We start from the raw sequence: 18,099 nt of genomic DNA on the forward strand, positions 1-18,099 counted from the left end.
AAAGAAGGCCAGCTAGGCGCTGGCCTTAAACTAGTTTCCATGTGGGGAAAGTAGCGGGACAAAATCGGTGGATCGTGGCGCCTGGTGCGCCGGAGTGAAACCACTGTAGCGAAATGCCCCGCCGCCAACGCGCCAAATGCGATGAACTGCATCTATCGCTGGCTGAACGACTCAAAAGGCGGACTGAGACGTCCGCCGCAGGTCAGCGTTCCTTTTCTTCCACCCCATCCTTGCGGCTGCCGCCGGGACGCTGGCGCGGCGGGGCCGGTGGCGCCACCGCAGCCGGCGCTGGCTGCGGCGCCGGCTGAACCATCTGCTGCACCGGCGCCTGGCGCACCATTGGAGGTGGCGAAGGAGGAGGAGGAGGCGCGACCGCAGCTGGCGGCGGCGCAAACTGGCGCGGTTGCTGAGCGGCATCCGGCTCGCGCTGGCGGCGCTCGCCTTCGTTGCGGAACGAACGGCCGCGCTGCTGCTCGGCGCCGGGTTGCTGCGCCGGCTGCGGCATCGCCGCCGGCGGTGGCATCATCAGCTGCGGCATTGGCATCGGCGCGGCCGGCGGCGGCATCATGCCGGCCGGACGAACTGGCTGTGGCGGCACCGGCGCCTGCTGCTGGCGCTGGCGGCGCTCGCGCTCTTCGAACTCCTGGCGGCGGCCAAACTGCGCCGGCGCCGGTGCGGTCACCACGCCTGGCGCTGGATCGATGGCTGGCGGACGGCCGCGCTGGGCGTCGCGGTCGAAGCGCTGGAAGCGGTCGGCGCGGGCATCGCCCACGCCCTGCGGCGCCGATGGCGCCACTGCCGGCGCGTTCGGCAGCGCTTGCGGCACCACCACGGCGCGCGGCGCATTGCGCACGGCGATGGTGCCGCGGTGGCCGAACTGCTCCTGCGGCACCACGGTCAGGCCGTCGCGGCGATGGTCGTCGCGCCAGTCGCGGCGGCGGTCGTCACGGCGGTCGTCGCGTGCATGGCGGTTAATGTGCTGCAGGTGCTGATTCGACAGGCGGTAGCCCGGCACGAACGCATCGCGCGGCGACAGCGGATACCAGCCCTGCGCCGGCCGGTGGCCGCCTTGCGAGAACGTCAGGTTCCAGCCGTTGCCGCCGACCCAGCCGACCAGCGCCGGCGCCCATACCGGACGGCTGATGTTGCGTCCCGGAGCCCATGCCCAGCGCTGGTTGACCTGCACCCAGCGGCCATAGTGGAACGGCGCATAACCCCAAGGCGCGTTGTCGACCCAGGTCCAGCCCCATGGCGACACCCACGTCCAGTTGCCGTCGCGGTAAGGCGCCCAGCCCTGCGCGACCACGGTCGGCATCCACAACGGGCCGTATTCGGCGTCGTCGCGCCAGATGCCGTTCTGGTCGAGCTCTTCGTAGCCGGTCATTTCGCTGGTGACGTAGCGGGCCGACGTGGAACGGTCGTCGCGCGCGTCGCGCTGCTGCGCCCAGTCGTCGAAACCGTCGCGCACGGCCTGGCCGGTGCGCACGTCGTCGTCGCGGATTTCGGCGCGCTTACCGGCGCGCACGATCAGCTGCGAGCCGCGGTCTTCGACCAGCGCGACGCCGGCGAACACGTTGACCACGCTGGTGCCGGCGACGCGTTCAGCGTCGACGCGCAGGCTGCCTGGCTCCTGCAGGCGAATGCGCGAGCCCGCCGTCTCCAGCTCGAAGCCGGCCAGCACGTCGCCATTGCGCACCCGTACGCTGGCGCTGCCGTAGTTCAGGCGCAGGCGCAGGTTGTCGTCATCGAGTTCGGACACTTCCAGCGACGAGTCGGCGTCGAGCCGGATCGACGTCGAGCCGACGCGTATCTCGGTGCGCGCGCCGCGGCCGGTGGTGATCTGGTTGTGCGAAGTGACCGGCCAGTTGACCAGCGCCGCGCTGGCCTCGTCGCCGACCTCGCTGCTGATGCTGACCGGCCCCTGCGACAGCGCCACGCGTCCGACCCGCGCCGGCGGATCTGCCGCCAGCGCCAAGCTCGAAAATACCGCGCACGCCAGCAGCGTGACGGCCTGGATGAAACGAGTTGTCATTTTTGAACTCCAAAAGAGGTCGGACGAGGTTCGTCGTACGATCAAAACGCTTGAGCAGGAAAACGGATAACAGCGGTTACAAAACGTTGCAAGTCGAGCAGCCCAGATTACATCAGGCCGGCGCCCGCTTCACAAAGAACAGGGCGCCGCCGACCAGCACCAGCACGGCGCCGAAAAAGCGGTTCTGTTTCTTGATCGCGCGCTCATCGCGGAAATAGCGCTGCATCGACGCGGCCAGCCAGGCGTAGCCATGCATGACGACGGTGTCGATGGTGACCATGGTAGCGCCCAGAATGACCAGCTGCGGCAGCAGCGCCGCCTGCTGGGTAATAAATTGCGGCAGCACGGCGACCATGAAGATGATGCCCTTCGGATTGGTCGCGTTGGTCAGAAAGCCGGTCAGCACGCGGCCGCCGAACGAGGGTTGCGCCGCCTGCGCGACGAGCGGGTTCGCCTGCCGGTTCGCCTGCGGCTTCGCGCGCCACTGGCTCACGCCGCACCAGATCAGGTACAGCGCGCCGACGGTCTTGACGACGCTAAAGGCCAGTTCCGACGCCAGCAGCAGCGAGCCGACGCCGGCGCCGGCGATGATGAACACCAGCAGCAGCCCGGCCTGCAGGCCGAGCACGGTGGCGCTGGCCTTGCGGATGCCGTACGCAAGGCCGTGCGACATGGCCATCACGGCGCCCGAGCCGGGCGAAATGGCAATCAGCGAGCCGGCGATGACGAACGTGATCCAGGTGGCAAAAGTCATGCGGGAATTGGGGGAATGGGGAACGACGGTGAACGGGAAAAACACTGCGGGGACAAGCGGGGCGGGGCAGGCGCGGGTCGCAGACACAGGCCGGCGTGAGCCGTTCCCGCATCTGCCTGGCTGCTGCTTACTTCTTCTTTGGGTTGACCGCTGCCTTCAGGGTCGCGCCAGCCGAAAATTTTGGCGACTTCGACGCTGCGATCTTGATCGCTTCGCCGGTCGATGGATTGCGGCCCTTGCGTGCGGCGCGCTTGGCGACGGAGAAAGTGCCGAAGCCGGTGATACCGACCGTGTCACCTTTTTTCAGGCGCTCGGTGATGATCTCGATGACCGTGTTGACCGCGCTGTTGGCGGCGGCGCCGGACATCTCGGTACGCTTCGCAAATTCTGCAATCAGTTCGCCTTTTTTCATAACTATCCTCCGGGGTTAAAAGAGCGGAAAGATTAGCATAATTATTGCCCAGTGTAACAATTTCTCAAGCGGCCACGCAAAAGTAAGCCCCGCTGTGACTGGATCGCGACGGTTTTGGCCGATTTTCCAGCCGCCGCCGCCGCGTGCAAAAAGGCGGCGTCGGCGCACGCGCGTCGCTTACAGTGCCGGCGCCGGCTCCGTGCGCGCGCCCGTCAGGCGGGTGCGCAGGGCAGCGTTGATCAGCGTCTGGTAACCCTTGCCGCTCTGCTCGGACAGCGAACGAAACTGCGTGAGCACCTCGTCGTCGAGGTAGATGGTGATGCGCGTTTTGCGTTTCACCGCGCGGGCGGCGCTTGCCGCAGGTTTGGAAAGATCGGATTCGGTGTGCATCGTGGTTCCCCTAGCTGGATGTGTCAACTGCGCGAAAAATAGACCAGGCCGCCGGCTGCCGTGACGCAACCAGTCAGTGTTGCCACTATACGTATGCCATTCTGCAATCTTCCTTAAAAGCGACGAGATGCCGTTTTTGACGACTGAACTGCAGAAACGACGGCTGACCGGTAGGAAAAACGCGTCCAGTGCGCACGCAAAAACTGGTGTCAGGTCTGACATTAAGACATTCGAGCGTGAATGTCTTAATGTCAGACCTGACACCAGCGTGGGGCGGTGTGCGCAACAACCTCGGGTAAGATGGTATTTTTTTAATTGACCGATGGGAGCAGTACGATGGCTTCAAGTTTGCTGGCACTAATTGACGACATCGCGACGATCCTCGACGACGTCGCCTTGATGAGCAAGGTCGCGGCCAAGAAGACTGCCGGCGTGCTGGGCGACGACCTGGCGCTCAATGCCCAGCAGGTGTCGGGCGTCAAGGCCGACCGCGAGTTGCCGGTGGTGTGGGCGGTGGCGCTCGGTTCGCTCAAGAACAAGGCAATCCTGGTGCCGGCCGCGCTGGCGATCAGCGCTTTCGCGCCGTGGGCGATCATACCGCTGCTGATGATCGGCGGTGCCTTCCTGTGTTACGAGGGGTTCGAAAAGCTGGCGCACAAGTTCCTGCACAGCCCGGACGAGGACAGGCAGCACCACGAGCAGCTGGCCAAGGCGCTGGCCGACGAATCGATCGACCTGATGGCGCTGGAGAAAGACAAGATCAAGGGCGCGATCCGCACCGACTTCATTTTGTCGGCCGAGATCATCGTCATTTCGCTGGGCACGGTTGCCAACGCGCCGTTCGGCACCCAGTTCGCGGTATTGGCCACCATCGCGATGGTGATGACGGCCGGCGTGTACGGGCTGGTGGCCGGCATCGTCAAGCTCGACGATGCCGGACTGTACCTGAGCAGGCTTGCCAACGGCGGCTTGCAGATGCTGGGCCGCGCGCTGCTGGCAGGCGCGCCGATCCTGATGAAGACGCTGTCGGTGGTGGGCACGGCGGCCATGTTCATGGTCGGCGGCGGCATCCTGATGCACGGGGTGCCGCCGCTGCACCATATCGTCGATAGCGCGGCGGCCGCCGCCGGCGGCGTGGCCGGCATCGGCCCGGTGTTGAAGGTGATCACGCCGACGCTGATCGACGCACTGGCCGGCGTGATTGCCGGTGCGCTGGTGCTGCTGGTGGTGACGGTGGCGACCAGGATGTTCAAGCGCAAAGGGCCCGCCGCCGCTTGATCTTGGCCGCAACAATATGAACCTTCCCCGCGCAGGCGGGGCGATGTTGCTTATTGTGCGGCGCCGCCCGCTTCTCGATTTCTGCTGCCGGGCCGCCGTCCCTCGTCCCCCCTTCCCTCATCGGCGCAACCTTACGCCGAACTGACAGCAATGTGACATCTGTTGTAATTGAACCCGCGAAATGTTGTCCAGAATTGACATTCGACAGTGAGCAATACAGTATGGATTGGATGTTTTTTTCACTATAGAAGGTCCCGATTTCACGGGATTCGCAGGGTTCAATCAACGAGGGAATAAAAATGCAGAACAAGTTCGCACCTAGAAAGCACGTGCTCGCCTTATCCATCGCTTCGCTGTTCGCCAGCGGCAGCGTGTATGCCCAGGCCGCGCCGCCGGCCGAAGACATCGGCGCCACCGTCGTCGTCACCGGTACCCGCGTTGCCAACCGCACCGCCCTCGACACCACCGCGCCGGTCGACATCATCTCGGCCGAACAGCTGAAAAACGCCGGCAACACCGAAATTACCCAGGCGCTGTCGATCGCGCTGCCGTCGCTGAACTTCCCGCGCCCAGGCCTGACCGACGGCACCGATACCGTGCGCCCGGCCACGTTGCGTGGCCTCGCGCCCGACCAGGCGCTGGTGCTGGTGAACTCGAAGCGCCGCCACTCGTCGGCGCTGGTCAACGTCAACGGCACCGTCGGCCGCGGCTCCGCCTCGGTCGACATGAACACCATCCCGACGGCGATCGTGCGCACCATTGAAGTGCTGCGCGACGGCGCCTCGGCCCAATACGGTTCGGATGCCATTTCGGGCGTGGTCAACATCCGCCTGCGCACCGACCGCAGCGGCGGCGAGGCGAACGTGACGTACGGCGCCCGCATCACCGAGTATGACGTCGTCGCCGACGCGCCGCCAGCGGGCGCGAACTATGGCGCCGCGCCGAAGTCGCGCAGCCTGACCGATGGCCAGGCCGCCACCGTCAGCATGTGGAAAGGCTTGCCATGGGGCGAGAGCGGCTTCGTCACCATCGCCGCCGAATACAAGGACCAGAAGCACACCGAGCGCAGCGGCTACGACATGCGCGCCGCCTACAGTAAAATCAACGGCGCCTTCGATCCGCGCGAGGCGACGTTCAACCGCTTCGACACCTGGTATGGCGAGCCGGAAGTGAAACAGACGACCTTGTTCGCCAACGCCGCCAATCCGCTCGGCAATGGCGTCAAGCTGTACGGCTGGGCCAGCTACCAGAACCGCGACGCCAAGTCGGCCGCCAACATCCGCCGCGCGGTGCAGGACCAGAACGTCGCCTCGATCTACCCGAACGGCTTCATCCCGTTCATCGTGCCGAACGTGGAAGACTTTTCCGCCACCGGCGGCGTGAACTGGACGATGGGCGACTGGGACATGGACGCCTCGCTCGGCTATGGCCAGAACAAGATGCGCTTCAATCTCGAGAACACGCTGAACCGCTCGCTCGGCGGCGCCAGCCCGACCAAGTTCTTCGCCGGCGGCTTCACCTACGACCAGCTGGTGCTGAACGTGTCGGGCGTGCGCACGGTCGCGATGGACAGCCTGTCCTCGCCGCTGAACGTGGCGATCGGCGCCGAAGCGCGCCGCGAAGGCTACATCCTGAAACCGGGCGAGCCGGATTCGTACCGTTCGGGCGGCTTGCTGCTGCCAAGCGGCGCGCCGACGCCGCCAGGCTCGCAGGGTTTCCCGGGCTTCCAGCCTGCCGACGCATCGGACACGTCGCGCACCGCGGTCGGCGCGTTCATCGACCTCGAAGCGAACCTGACCAAGCAGCTGCTCGCCTCGGTGGCAATCCGCGCCGAACACTATTCGGACTTCGGCAACAACGTCGCCGGCAAGCTGGCCGCGCGCTACGACTTCAGTCCGGCGTTCGCGCTGCGCGGCTCGCTGCAGAACGGCTTCCGCGCGCCGTCGCCGCAGCAGCAGGGTTTCGCCGCCACCTCGACCGTCTTCATCAGCGGCGTGCCGTATGACCTGACCACCTTCAAGCCGTCGTCGCCGGTTGCCGTCGCGCTCGGCGCCAAGCCGCTCGACGCCGAAAAATCGGTCAACATGTCGCTCGGCGGCGTGATGCGCTTCGGCAAGACCAGCCTGACTGTCGACGCCTACCGGATCAAGATCAAGGACCGCATCGTGCTGTCGGAGAACCTGATCGAAGGCACCTTGCCAGGCATCGTCAAGTTCCTCGACGCACGCGGCTTCCGCTCCGGCGGCGGGCGCTTCTTCATCAACGGCGTCGACACCACCACCGATGGCGTCGACGTGGTGCTCAACATGCCGTTCAATGCCGACGGCGCCGGCCGCTTCGACCTGACGCTGGCGGCCAACGCCAACAAGACCGAAGTGACCAAGCTGCCGACCGCGGCGGCGCTGTCATCGTTCAATCCGGCGCCGGTGCTGTTTGGCCGCGTCAACGTGTTGACGTTTGAAAAGGGTACGCCGAAAAACAAGCTCAGCGCCAACCTGAACTGGAAACTCGGCCAGTGGGGCGCGACGGCGCGTGCCACCCGCTACGGCGAGGCAATTGCCCCGGGCACCACCGCCGCGCTCGACTTCACGCTGTCGGCCAAGACGCTGGTCGACCTCGAGGCGCGCTACGCCGTGTCGTCGAAAATGAACGTGGCGATCGGCGCCGACAATCTGTTCGACGTCTATCCGGACGCGTTCCCGCCGGCACTGAACACCACCGGCGCGGCGATGTTCTCGAACTACTCGCCGTTCGGCCGCTCGGGCCGCTTCGTGTACGCCCGCGCCAGCTACAGCTTCTAACTACTGCGCACCGGTTCGCCGGCAAGTCGATAAACATAAGGCCACCTTCGGGTGGCCTTTTTCCGTTCGCGCTGCAGCGGCTTATTGCCCGGCGGGCGGCTGCCACAGTTCGATCCGGGTGCCTTCCGGATCGGTCACCCAGCCGAACTTGCCGTATTCGGAGTCGTCCATCTTGTCATCGACCTGGCAGCCTTCGGCGCCCAGCGCGGCCAGCAGCGCCACCAGGTCGTCCCTTCATGGTGTCCGCCTCCGCGGTTGATGTTTGCCAAGCTTACAACACAAAAAGTTCCTCGTCCTCAAATCGCTTCGCTTGACGCAGATCACTGAGCGGACCGCCGGATATCCGACAATGCAACTGTCGTTTCCACACGGAAATTCTACTAACAGGGCAGATGACATGGACTCGAACAAACTCAGCCGTCGTAATTTCAACGTCGCCGCGCTTGGCCTGATGCTCGGCGGCGCCGCATCGACGGCGAAATCGTCCGTCATCCTCGGCGCCAACCGGCCCAAGACGTTCGTGCTGGTGCATGGCGCCTGGTACGGCGGCTGGTGCTGGGACAAGGTGGCGCGCTCGATGCGCTCGCAGGGCCACGTGGTGACGGCCCCCACCTGCCCCGGCGTCGGCGAGCAGGCGCACCTGCTGTCGAAGGACATCTCGCTGTCGACCTTCATCACCAGCATCACCAATCACATCGTGTACCAGAGCATCAGCGACGTGATCCTGGTCGGCAGCGGCTTTGGCGGCGTGGTGATCAGCGGCGTGGCCGACCGCATCCCGCACCTGCTCAACAGCCTGGTCTACATCGACGCCATGGTGCTCGAAAGCGGTTCGTCGGTATTCGAAGCGCAGCCGGCGGCGGTGACGAAGAAGCGGCTCGAGCAAGTTGCCAGCACCGGCAAAGGCGTCGCCATTCCGCCGCCGCCCGCGGCGCAGGCCGGCATGGACAAGGACACGCTGTCGTGGGTGACCGCGCGCATGACGCCGCACCCGGTCGGCACCTACCAGGAAAAGCTGATGCTCAATAACCCGCTCGGCAATGGCCGGCCGCGCATCTACGTCGATTGCGTTGCTTCGCCGTTCGAGCCGCTGGTCGAGGTGAAAAAGAATTTGCGCCAGCAGGCAGGCTGGAAATGGGTCGAGCTCAACACGCACCACGATCCGATGATCACCGAACCGCAGATGCTGTCGGACTACCTGGTGACGGTCTGAACCGCCGACAGCTGCGATCGACGATGCGGGCGATCAGCGCGCCGTCGAAGCGGAACTCGGTTTGTCCCTGCAAGTTGATGACGGTCCCGGCGCGCGGACCGTCCGCAATATCGACCGCCAGGCGCGCGCGGTAGGCGATGCCGATCACGGTGGCGCCGTCGGCCTGTTCGACCGAAGTGATGCGCTGCTCGCGCTCCGAGAACATCGACGTGGACTGCCTGGCAAGATCGCCGAATTCGCCGATGCCATTCGCCGCCGCCGTCAGCTGGCCGCCAGAGAAATTTTCGAACCGCACGTTTGCCGATAACAACGCCAGCATGCCGGCGATGTCGAAGGCGTTATAGGCCGCCAGATAGCGCTCGATAGTCTCGATCTGGTCCGGATTGCTGGCTGATGTATTTTCCATACCTGCAAAGATACTAGACAGGCCAGCATCTTTCAACCTGTCAGTTTTTCGCCTGAACGCCGCGCGCCATCTGCACATCATCGTAGAGCACGCCATCGACGAGCAAGGCTTGCGGCGCGCGCCCATAGACGGCAAATCCCATCGACTCGTACAAGGCAAGGGCGGACGCATTGCCGGAGGTGACGGCCAGCGTCACCTGCAGCAGCCCGGGCATGGCATCGGCAAAGGCCAGCGCCTGCTCGAGCAGTTGCCGGCCCAGGCCCTTGCCGCGCCATGCCGGCGCCACATACATGCCGCCGATGAAGGCCTTCTGACGCACCTGACGCGCGCTTTCGCGCCCCACGCCGACCACGGCCACGAGGTGTGCGCCATCGAAAGCGCCGAAGCGGTAGCGGCCGGAATCGGGCGCCATGTGCGCCTCGACGGTGGACAACGGCGTGTCGCACTCTTCCTCGTGGCTGGAGCTGAAGGCGGTGGGACTTTCACGCAGCGCCGCCAGGCGCAGCGACTGGTAGGCAACTGCATCGGCGGGTACAAGACGGCGGATCAGCATGATGTGGTCACGAATTAAAAGTGAACAATTTATCACGCTGCCCCGCCGCGCAGGCTACTCCCTTTGCGCCGCCGCCAGGCGGTCCGCTTCGCGCGGCGTCTGGCCAGGCTCCACCGGCGTCGAAACTTCCTTTGGCGCTTTCGGTTTCTCTTCCGGCGCCCTGCCGGTGGAGCGGATCGAAATGACCCGGTTGAGCATGTCGAACCAGAACGGCGCGCCCAGCGTGGCGGCTAGCGCGGTAATGAACCAGCCGAGAAAGTGCTGCAGCACGCGATCGACACCGTCGGCCACGTTACGCGGAATCGCCTGCCCGTTCTTGACCTGGGTGGGCGTGGCGTCCCACACCCAGCCGATCGGCAAGCCGAGGTCCGCCAGCTTGTCCTGCACGGCCGAAAATTGTGCGGGCAAGCCCTGGCGCACGTCGAGTTGCACCGAGCCTTCGGCGGCGCCGGCGGCGTTGATTGTGGCGGTCGCCGTGGTATCGGAGAACACAGTGGCGACGTTGAATTCAACCTGCCGGTCGCCGCGTTTGACCAGCATCGTGGCCGGCCGCAGCATGACGCCGGCGGTGTCGCTCGTCAGCTCGACGGTGCCGGTGCTGGCCGCGGGAACGTCGAACGTCAGCACACCCTTGTAGTCGTCGCCGCTGGTGACGCGGTGCATGCCGGCGCCGCTGGCCGCGTTGGTGGCCGGCGTGCGCTCGGCAAACGCTTTGGCCTGCGCCACCAGCGATTCGCGCGCGCCCGGGTAGGTCTGCAAGTGCTTGACGATGAGGACGGCGTCGACGTTCATGCTGACCGCCGCGGTGACGGCCAGCGCGGCCACCATCCACTGCGCGCGCCGCTTGTACCAGCCGCTGATGCGGTCCATCGAATTGTTGAACCAGATCTCGATGTTTTCCTTGAACTTTTCAACGTCGTTCTGGGCATCGTCGAACAGCGCCAGCAAGACCATGCGCATGCGTTCGTCGTGCAGGCCCTCGATCATTTGCCGCACGTAGCGGCTCTGCATGCTGTCGACCAGGTGCTGGATGTCGGCCTGCGCGTCGGCCACCGTGTAGGGCGCTTTGAGCCGCTCGCCCAGCGCCATCAGGTCTCTGCTGATGGCGTCGGCCAGCTCGGCGTGCGAATGGGCGGTGATCAGCGCGCGCAGCCTCGGCAGCGACTCGGCCAGCTGCAGCCGGAGCGCCTCGACGCTGGTGCCGCCGTCGCCGGCGGTGGTGACCAGATCCTGCAGCGTACGCCGCACCTCCCGTACGCTGGCGGCGCTGTCGTGCAGCAGCGCCATCAACACGCTGGCGAACGGCCGCGAAGCGATGTACGACGGCCCGGCCGAGCGCGCCACATCGGCTGCCGGCGACTGGGCGGTGGAGCCGATCAGCGGATGGGCGTACAGGTCCTGCGCCCACTTCGATCCGAGCAGCCGTTCGATGCCCAGGCGCAGCCACTTGGCGCGCGAGTGCAGCGCGCCGGCGATCAGCTCGTTGGAAATCGTGACCAGCATGCTCACGAGCAGGAAGACGAAGATCAGGCCGATGATCGTGTCGAGGATTCCGGAACCAAACATAGAGCCTCCCAAGAGAAGACAATCCGATTGCGTGCGCCCAAAGCCACGAATCCGATCCTACGCTTGAGCCTGGCAAGGTTCCTTTTTATCTGCCTGCTTCGCGAGAAAACGCAAAGGGTCGCCTCCTCAAATTACCCAACTGGATGATTGGCATGCAATCAAGGTGAGGCACTTCAGTGGATTGACTTTCATCAACGTCTCGCTACTGCCTGCACGCAACAATGCCTGTTCGGCTCTGCGCCGAGAAAACGCAAGCTCACTCGCAAAGTTTTGCACGCACATCGGAGGAGCATCAACGTGGTGCAGCTATTCCCGCGCTTCACTCAGGAAACGCGCCTGATCCGTATCACCACACCGCTCGGCTTAGATACAGTGCTGGTCGAGTGCATTCGCGGCGACGAAAGCCTGAGTCGCGGCTATCGCTTCGAGGTGGTCGTATTGTCCACCGACGCCAGAATCCCGCTCAGGTCAATGATCGGTCAGCCGGCCCTGCTCGAACTGCTAACCGCCATGCCGGCCATGAAATGGCGCCCCATCCACGGCCACATCACCTCGGCACAGCTGACGGGTGCCGACGGCGGCTTCGCGCGCTACATGCTCATCATTGAACCGTGGTCGGCATTCATGGCGTACGGCCGGGACAGCCGGATATTTCAGGACAAGACCATTTTCGACATTCTCGACGCCGTGTTCCAGGGCTGGCAGGGCTTGGGAAAACTGGGGCCGGCATGGCGCTACGATATTGCCGAACGCAGCGTCTATCCTGTCCGTTCACTCACTTGCCAATACCAGGAATCGAACCTGGCTTTCGCTGAGCGCCTGTTACATGAGGAAGGTCTGTTTTACTTTTTTGAACACACTGCCGCTCGCGACAGCGACCACCTGGGCAGCCATACCATGGTCATCGCCGACCACAATGGCAGCTTCAAGGCAAACATGCAGGCCGAGGTACGCTTTACCCGTCCCGGCGCGGTCATGCGTGAGGACAGCATCGACCGCTGGCAAACGACGTTCCGCTCAGTTGTATCGGAAGTTGCCATCAGCAGTTGGGATTACCGTTCCTGCGGTAGCCGTCCGGTCAATGCCAGCGCTGAACCGGTCGGCGGGCCGCGGCTTGTGAGCAATGATGCCGCAGGCGCCTATGCTTACTCGACGCCGGCCCAAGGGCAGCGCATGGCCGACAGGCATCTGCAAGCGTTGTCTGTGGCACACGAAACCTACACCGGCGCCGGAACCGTGCGCACCTTCGCCCCCGGCTCGACATTCACGCTGCGCGATCATGCCGAATTTGACCATGCCGACGACGACGCCGCGCGTACTTTCTTGATCATGCGGGTGCAGCACTTGGCGCACAACAATCTCAGTGCGGAGCTGCAGTCGACGATCAAGCGAGCGCTGGGACCGAGCCCGGTGGTGCCGGCCGATGCCGCGAGAACCGCCATCGGCGACCGACCGCTATACCGCAACCAGATCGACGCCATCCGCAGCGCCGTACCTTACCGCAGCAGTAACGTCGACGGCCACGGCGTTCGCTTGCATCCGCGCCCCACTGTGAAGGGACAGCAAACGGCGATCGTCGTCGGTCCGCCCGGTGCGGTCACCTATACAGACCGCGACCACCGCATCAAGGTTCAGTTCCATTGGCAGCGCAATGGCGGCAACGACGACCTGAGCCACAGCCGCCTGAACCATCCGGCGCCGGCTGGCCACACCGGCGCACCGGCTGACGATCGCGCCGGCACCTGGGTGCGCATCGCTACGCCGCTGGCCCCGGTTGCCGGCGCCAATTGGGGCGCTGTTGCCGTGCCGCGAGTGGGCAGCGAAGTCCTGATCGATTTCATCGAGGGCAATATCGACCGTCCGGTCGTCATAGGCAGTCTGTACAACGGCAAAGGCCAGACCGACGCGCAGTACAACCAGCGCTCGCTCGGCGCCGGCGTCTCAACTGGCAACGCACCAGCCTGGTTTCCCGGCGAGAGCGGCGCGCACGCCCATCCGGCGTCGCTATCGGGCATCAAGACGCAGGCGATGAGCAGCAGCCAGAATGGCGGCGGCGCGTACAACCAGCTGGTGTTCGACGACAGCGCCGGCCAGTCGCGCGTCGCACTGCAAAGCCATGCCGGCCCACACACCGGCAGCGCCGAACTGAACCTCGGCACGCTGCGCCATCAGACCGACAATCAGCGGCTTGACCCGGTTGGCTTTGGCGCCGAGCTCAAGACGGCGCACAGCGCCGCCCTGCGCGCCGGCCGGGGATTGCTGCTTTCTACCGATGTGCGGCAGGGCGCCAGCGGCGCTCAGCTTGACTCGCGCGAGGCGTTGGCGCAAGTCGAGCGCAGCCATGAACTCCAAATGGCCATGGCCAGCACGGCGCAAAAGCACAATGCGGTACTGAAAGACGAGCAGGGGCAAGCTGAACCCGCGCCGGCGAAACTGCCGGCCATCAGTGCGATAGCGGCCAGCGTTGACGCTCTCAAGGGCGTTGAAGACAAGGTCACCGCCTATGCCGAGCCCCAGCTGCAACTGTCGAGCGCGGCTGGGATCGCCGCTACGACGCCGGCCGATGCGTTTATCGCCGCCGGCAACACCAGCAGCATCACTGCCGGGCAAGACATCAACCTTGCGGCGCAAGGCGGCAGCTTTTACGCCATCAAGGCAGGCATCAGCTTGTTCACGTATGGCAAGGCCAGCGCGAAGGATAAGCCCAACCAGGAAACCGGAATCAAGCTGCACGCAGCCAGCGGCAAAGTGAGCAGCCAGAGCCAGTCGGATGAGACACGCATCACGGCCGATAAGGCGATCAGCGTTGCCAGCATTACCAAAAGCATTACCGCAGCAGCGAAAAATCATGTGCTGATGACCGCGCAGGGCGCCTATATCAAAATTGAAGGCGGCAATATCATGATCCATGCGCCGGGCAAGGTTGAGTTCAAGGCGTCGAAAAAAGAGATCGCTGGGCCAAAGAACGTGAGTCGCGAACAGCTCGTGTTGAAGGAAAGCGGGCAGATAAAGGGATGCGAATTGAAACTGGCATCTGCAACCGAAGCGGGAGGTGCAAGTGTCAAACGATGACCCGATGGCGAATGGGGCCGGTGAAGCAATTAGCGCGCTCTTCAGAGAACACAAGCGCACCTTCTTGTTGCTGGATCCTTTCGCGGGCGAGCACTTGCAGCCGGCCATCGACGCGCTGACATCGCCACCGGCGCACTGCATGCGGATCGATGATCCCATCTTCAAAGAAGCGCCGCGGAGCGCACCGTTGTTGGTTGAACTGCTAAGTGCTGAGCAAGCTCATCACGACTTGCTGGCGCAGAGCATCACTCGCGCACAAGAGGAAGCAGCTCACGTCGCCGGCCTGCGCAGCGTCTGTGCCTGGTTGTTCACGGACGATTCGCTGAAGCGACTGCAGCTATCGCTGCGTCAAAGGCTCGATGCGCGCTATCCGGATGGCGAACGCATCTACCTGCGCTATTTTGATCCTCGGGTGATGCCACGCCTGGCCGATTTACTGAGGGCGACAACCGATCAACCATATAGCAATCTGTCACAACTATTTGGCTCTGTCCGTACGTGGTGCCATCTGAATCGCGAAGGTCAGTTGCAACGTTATGACAATCCCCGGCAAGGCAACCAAGGATTTGGCGGGTACTTGCGCTTTGACGAAAACACGGCTGCGTCAATTGACCGTATTGAGACCATCAATCTGACCGCACGTGCATTACTCGAACGATCGATCCCGTGCAAACAGAGTGACGATGGGATGATCGACACTCATCTTGTCAATGCCAAAAACTTAGGTTTGCAAAAATCTGCGGATTTGGTCGCTTATGTCTGGCGCGCTATCCGCTATGGACCGGCCTTCACGCGACAACCTGGTCTGCACGAACTGATCACGCAATCTGCAGTGAACGGAATACCTTTCGACGCGCTGATCGAAGGAGGATTTCCGTCATTCGCTTTAGACGTCAAAACCCTCAGTGAGAGCACAGCATGATCGGAAAGAAAGACTGCAAATTCTGTCAGAAAAACGGTTTGCTGTGGCTGCCTCTGCGCTACAGCGTAGTCGGTTCAGACTACCCGACGGCTTTCGACCGCTTGCCGGAAATCGGTGGCAAGAAGCTTGGGAAGGGAGTCGTCGATATCAAGCTGACTGACGGGAAAAGTAAATACGCAGTTCGCCTGCTGCGCCCAGGCTACCTCTACGTTTTGCTCGATCACCGGGGAGTACGATATTGGCTGGCCTATCAAGTACTTGACGACGCCTATTTATACGAATTTAGCGTCGAAAGCCCACCTCAAATTGAACCGCAGTTCAGTTGTGACCCGTCACTTTGCGGCGTCAACGCCAGTATGGTATCCATTCCGGACGCCAAGAATGTGAAGAAGTTATGGGCGCTATTTACATACGCCCCTCTGACCAAATCCAAGCTGTCAGAGTACAAGGCGAACGCGGACGCCTATGCGAGCGAAGGAAAGATGCAGACCTTTAGTCCCGCTGGCTGGCTGAACGGCAACACTGATCAATTGCATAGCTTGTTGGGGCCAGAATTATTGACCACTGTAGCCGAATACAGGCTCTTCACAGAGCCGGGCAACCCAGCATCGCCTCACGCACGACCGTTCGCAACGCCGTTAAGCCAGGCATTGCGTGAACAAATGATTCCCGCTACACGCGACGCTTACGGGGAAGCAGTGCCAAACGAGAAGGGCGTCTACGGCGGAAGGCTGGGTGGGCTGCAAGAGCTCATTACAAGGAATGGCTACGCCGCCTTGGTGCTGTACGACCACATCGGTGTGACGCAAGAATTGAACGACCATCGGAACGATGCTTTCTTACCGATAGATACCTTCATGGGACAACGTGAAGGCACCGGCCCTGACAACAGGCGAAAGTTCAACGTTCACAATGAGATAGACGCATGGCGCAAGCTTATGGAAAAAGGATTGGTAACTGACGCGGAGCACTCTGTTGAACGTGCCGATCATTTACGTCGAGTCGACAGAGAGCCGATCTTCATCGACGACTCCAGCGCGATGCGGGCAGATAAGTGCGCCAAGACGGGCGTTAAGCCGACCAACCGGGAATACCAAACTTTCCCCATGCGTAAAGAATGGGAAGACGCCCATCCTTCGATTGTGGAAGAACTTGAGCGCGAGAGGCAAGTTGACGAGGATAGCTACATCGAATTTGCGCACAACAAGGCTAAAAACGACTGGCGAGACCGGTATGCGCCATACCTTGACCTGGTGGAAATGCAGCACTTCAGCGACAAGATGAGTGAGCTCTCGAAGATGTGTCAAGCCAACGCAAGCAAGCGTTCTCCGCAACACATTTTATGGCTTAAATCTGCTCGCGTGCTTCAGGCATTTGATCTCTGCGATCAGGAAGATCCGATCTCTGGTGAAGCATTGAGCGCCCAAGTATTCCAATGCATATTCGGAATGGAGGCAACCGCGGATGCAGAGCGCATTCTGACGGAATGGGGTGCCGCTCTACAGGTAAAGCCAGAAAATCTCTTGCTACGCGCCTTTACTCGCGATCAGAAAGGGGTGAAAAAGGAAGCTGATAGAACGTTGGCCGAACTGACTGAAAAAATGGGGACCACTGAATTCCAAGTGTTACCTGCAACAAGCTGGCAGGCCGCGATCAAGGGTTTTGTCGGCGCAACGAAAGCCACAGACTCTGCGCTGGACGAGTGGATGCGTAAGCAAGGGCAGAGCAAGAACTACCTAAATCCAAAACACATTGCCAACATTGAAGCCAGATGTTTCTATTTTGTATCCACAGTAACACGCGCTGTTGCTAGGAGAAGTATCGGAGGCAAGCTCGATATGGCGTTCGTATCAAGAGCCAACGCTCTGTTGATGTCGCGGCTGGGTGACCTGGCAGCGAAACTAGAGCACGACACCTTGAACGCTAGAATAGATCCCACAAAATGGGATGACATCAAAAACAGATATAAGCACGCCGAAGCGCAAGCAAAAGCCGTCGAATCGCGCAAAACTGCCCAGCAGAAATACGCATATCGTCAGGCTCAGCGAGCAAAAGCAGCGTTAGAGCACGCCGCTATAGATTTGATTAACGACGCACAATGCAAGGCCAAATTGCACATTGCCCAAGGAGTAAAAAGTTTGGGTTGGAGGGAGATTCAGATCCAGCTTGAGGACAGCGCGAAACGTCATCGAAATTATGAAAGCGCAGCAAAGGCGCTGGAACGTAAGATCAGCCCGTCAGACAAAATACCCGTCGTACCATGCCCGACAAACAATTACCACCAGGTCCGCCTCGGTGGTGCATTAGCCGGCATAGAGAGTCTTGCGCTCTTGAGCAAGCTCCCCAGCTTCAAAGAGGCCGGTTTTAATATTGCGACCGCTGAAGCTCTTGCCTCAGCTCTAAGTATTTCGGCAATCGTAACGGACATGATGTATTCATACACAAAATCGGTCCGGGAGCTTCCGAAGTACGCAACGATAGACGGCATCAGTAAAGGCGGCGACATTGTTCGCGGCGGGTTCAAACTTACTGCCGGCGTTCTAGCTCTGTTCGCCGGACTCATCACAGCATACGCTGATCTCCCGAGTTCGACAGTTGAGCGCGTAAGTTATTGATTCATATAGAGGCGATGTTAAAAAATGCCACTACAGGAGGGTCAATTGGGTCTCAAGGGTGGGTTTCTTGATCGTCAGGGCGGTG

General features: G+C 62.2%; 14 protein-coding genes. 6 read left to right on the plus strand and 8 right to left on the minus strand.

Annotated features, from left to right (window positions below; genetic code table 11):
- Positions 1-202: 202 nt before the first annotated feature.
- The 4 genes from ACP7DD_RS10105 to ACP7DD_RS10120 all read right to left on the minus strand — a co-directional run bounded on the left by ACP7DD_RS10105 (position 203) and on the right by ACP7DD_RS10120 (position 3,588).
- Positions 203-2,032 carry a DUF6600 domain-containing protein gene (locus ACP7DD_RS10105; protein ID WP_426174668.1) on the minus strand — a complete coding sequence of 610 codons (1,830 nt, stop codon included), beginning with the start codon at positions 2,030-2,032 and terminating at the stop codon, positions 203-205.
- Positions 2,033-2,144: 112 nt separating this feature from the next.
- A complete protein-coding gene (locus ACP7DD_RS10110; protein WP_426174669.1) occupies positions 2,145-2,786 on the minus strand; it encodes a LysE family transporter in 642 nt (213 codons plus the stop codon).
- 127 nt (positions 2,787-2,913) lie between these two features.
- Positions 2,914-3,198 (minus strand): HU family DNA-binding protein, encoded by a 285-nt coding sequence (locus tag ACP7DD_RS10115; RefSeq protein WP_099786619.1) that lies wholly within the window; start codon positions 3,196-3,198, stop codon positions 2,914-2,916.
- A gap of 177 nt (positions 3,199-3,375) precedes the next feature.
- Positions 3,376-3,588 (minus strand): BrnA antitoxin family protein, encoded by a 213-nt coding sequence (locus ACP7DD_RS10120; RefSeq protein WP_426174671.1) that lies wholly within the window; start codon positions 3,586-3,588, stop codon positions 3,376-3,378.
- A gap of 336 nt (positions 3,589-3,924) precedes the next feature.
- On the opposite strand from ACP7DD_RS10120, the gene ACP7DD_RS10125 reads away from it, so the two are divergent.
- Complete coding sequence (locus tag ACP7DD_RS10125; protein WP_426174672.1) at positions 3,925-4,866, plus strand: DUF808 domain-containing protein; 942 nt, start codon at positions 3,925-3,927, stop codon at positions 4,864-4,866.
- 299 nt (positions 4,867-5,165) lie between these two features.
- Positions 5,166-7,667, plus strand: a complete 2,502-nt coding sequence (locus ACP7DD_RS10130; RefSeq protein ID WP_426174674.1) for a TonB-dependent receptor plug domain-containing protein — start codon at positions 5,166-5,168, stop codon at positions 7,665-7,667.
- Between the two features lie 81 nt (positions 7,668-7,748).
- Here the strand turns inward: ACP7DD_RS10130 and ACP7DD_RS10135 are convergent, their stop codons facing one another.
- Positions 7,749-7,889, minus strand: coding sequence for a VOC family protein (locus ACP7DD_RS10135; protein ID WP_426174675.1), 141 nt, complete (start codon positions 7,887-7,889; stop codon positions 7,749-7,751).
- 175 nt (positions 7,890-8,064) lie between these two features.
- On the opposite strand from ACP7DD_RS10135, the gene ACP7DD_RS10140 reads away from it, so the two are divergent.
- A complete protein-coding gene (locus tag ACP7DD_RS10140; protein WP_426174678.1) occupies positions 8,065-8,880 on the plus strand; it encodes an alpha/beta fold hydrolase in 816 nt (271 codons plus the stop codon).
- On the opposite strand, the gene ACP7DD_RS10145 is transcribed toward ACP7DD_RS10140, so the two are convergent.
- Genes ACP7DD_RS10145 through ACP7DD_RS10155 form a run of 3 tightly spaced genes read right to left on the minus strand, consistent with a single transcriptional unit; the run spans position 8,837 to position 11,405 of the window.
- Positions 8,837-9,322 (minus strand): nuclear transport factor 2 family protein, encoded by a 486-nt coding sequence (locus ACP7DD_RS10145; protein WP_426174679.1) that lies wholly within the window; start codon positions 9,320-9,322, stop codon positions 8,837-8,839. The two genes, ACP7DD_RS10140 and ACP7DD_RS10145, sit on opposite strands and share 44 nt — an antisense overlap.
- 4 nt (positions 9,323-9,326) lie before the next feature.
- A complete protein-coding gene (locus ACP7DD_RS10150) occupies positions 9,327-9,839 on the minus strand; it encodes a GNAT family N-acetyltransferase (RefSeq protein ID WP_426174681.1) in 513 nt (170 codons plus the stop codon).
- Positions 9,840-9,893: 54 nt separating this feature from the next.
- On the minus strand, positions 9,894-11,405 hold the full coding sequence (locus ACP7DD_RS10155) for a hypothetical protein (protein WP_426174682.1): 1,512 nt from the start codon (positions 11,403-11,405) through the stop codon (positions 9,894-9,896).
- Between the two features lie 297 nt (positions 11,406-11,702).
- Here ACP7DD_RS10155 and ACP7DD_RS10160 point away from each other — a divergent pair, with 297 nt between their 5' ends.
- From ACP7DD_RS10160 to ACP7DD_RS10170, 3 genes are read left to right on the plus strand one after another with little or no spacing between them, the layout of a single operon-like run.
- A complete protein-coding gene (locus tag ACP7DD_RS10160; RefSeq protein ID WP_426174684.1) occupies positions 11,703-14,477 on the plus strand; it encodes a type VI secretion system Vgr family protein in 2,775 nt (924 codons plus the stop codon).
- Entirely contained in the window at positions 14,464-15,399 is a 936-nt protein-coding gene (locus tag ACP7DD_RS10165; RefSeq protein WP_426174685.1) for a DUF4123 domain-containing protein, read from the plus strand. Before ACP7DD_RS10160 ends, ACP7DD_RS10165 begins: the two co-directional genes overlap by 14 nt.
- The gene (locus tag ACP7DD_RS10170; protein WP_426174687.1) at positions 15,396-18,014 is read left to right on the plus strand and encodes a T6SS effector BTH_I2691 family protein; all 2,619 of its coding nucleotides are present in this window, start codon (positions 15,396-15,398) and stop codon (positions 18,012-18,014) included. Before ACP7DD_RS10165 ends, ACP7DD_RS10170 begins: the two co-directional genes overlap by 4 nt.
- The last annotated feature ends 85 nt before the right edge of the window (positions 18,015-18,099 follow it).

It is taken from the genome of Massilia sp. TWR1-2-2 (genome assembly GCF_049897565.1).
Lineage (GTDB): Bacteria > Pseudomonadota > Gammaproteobacteria > Burkholderiales > Burkholderiaceae_D > JAFCUW01.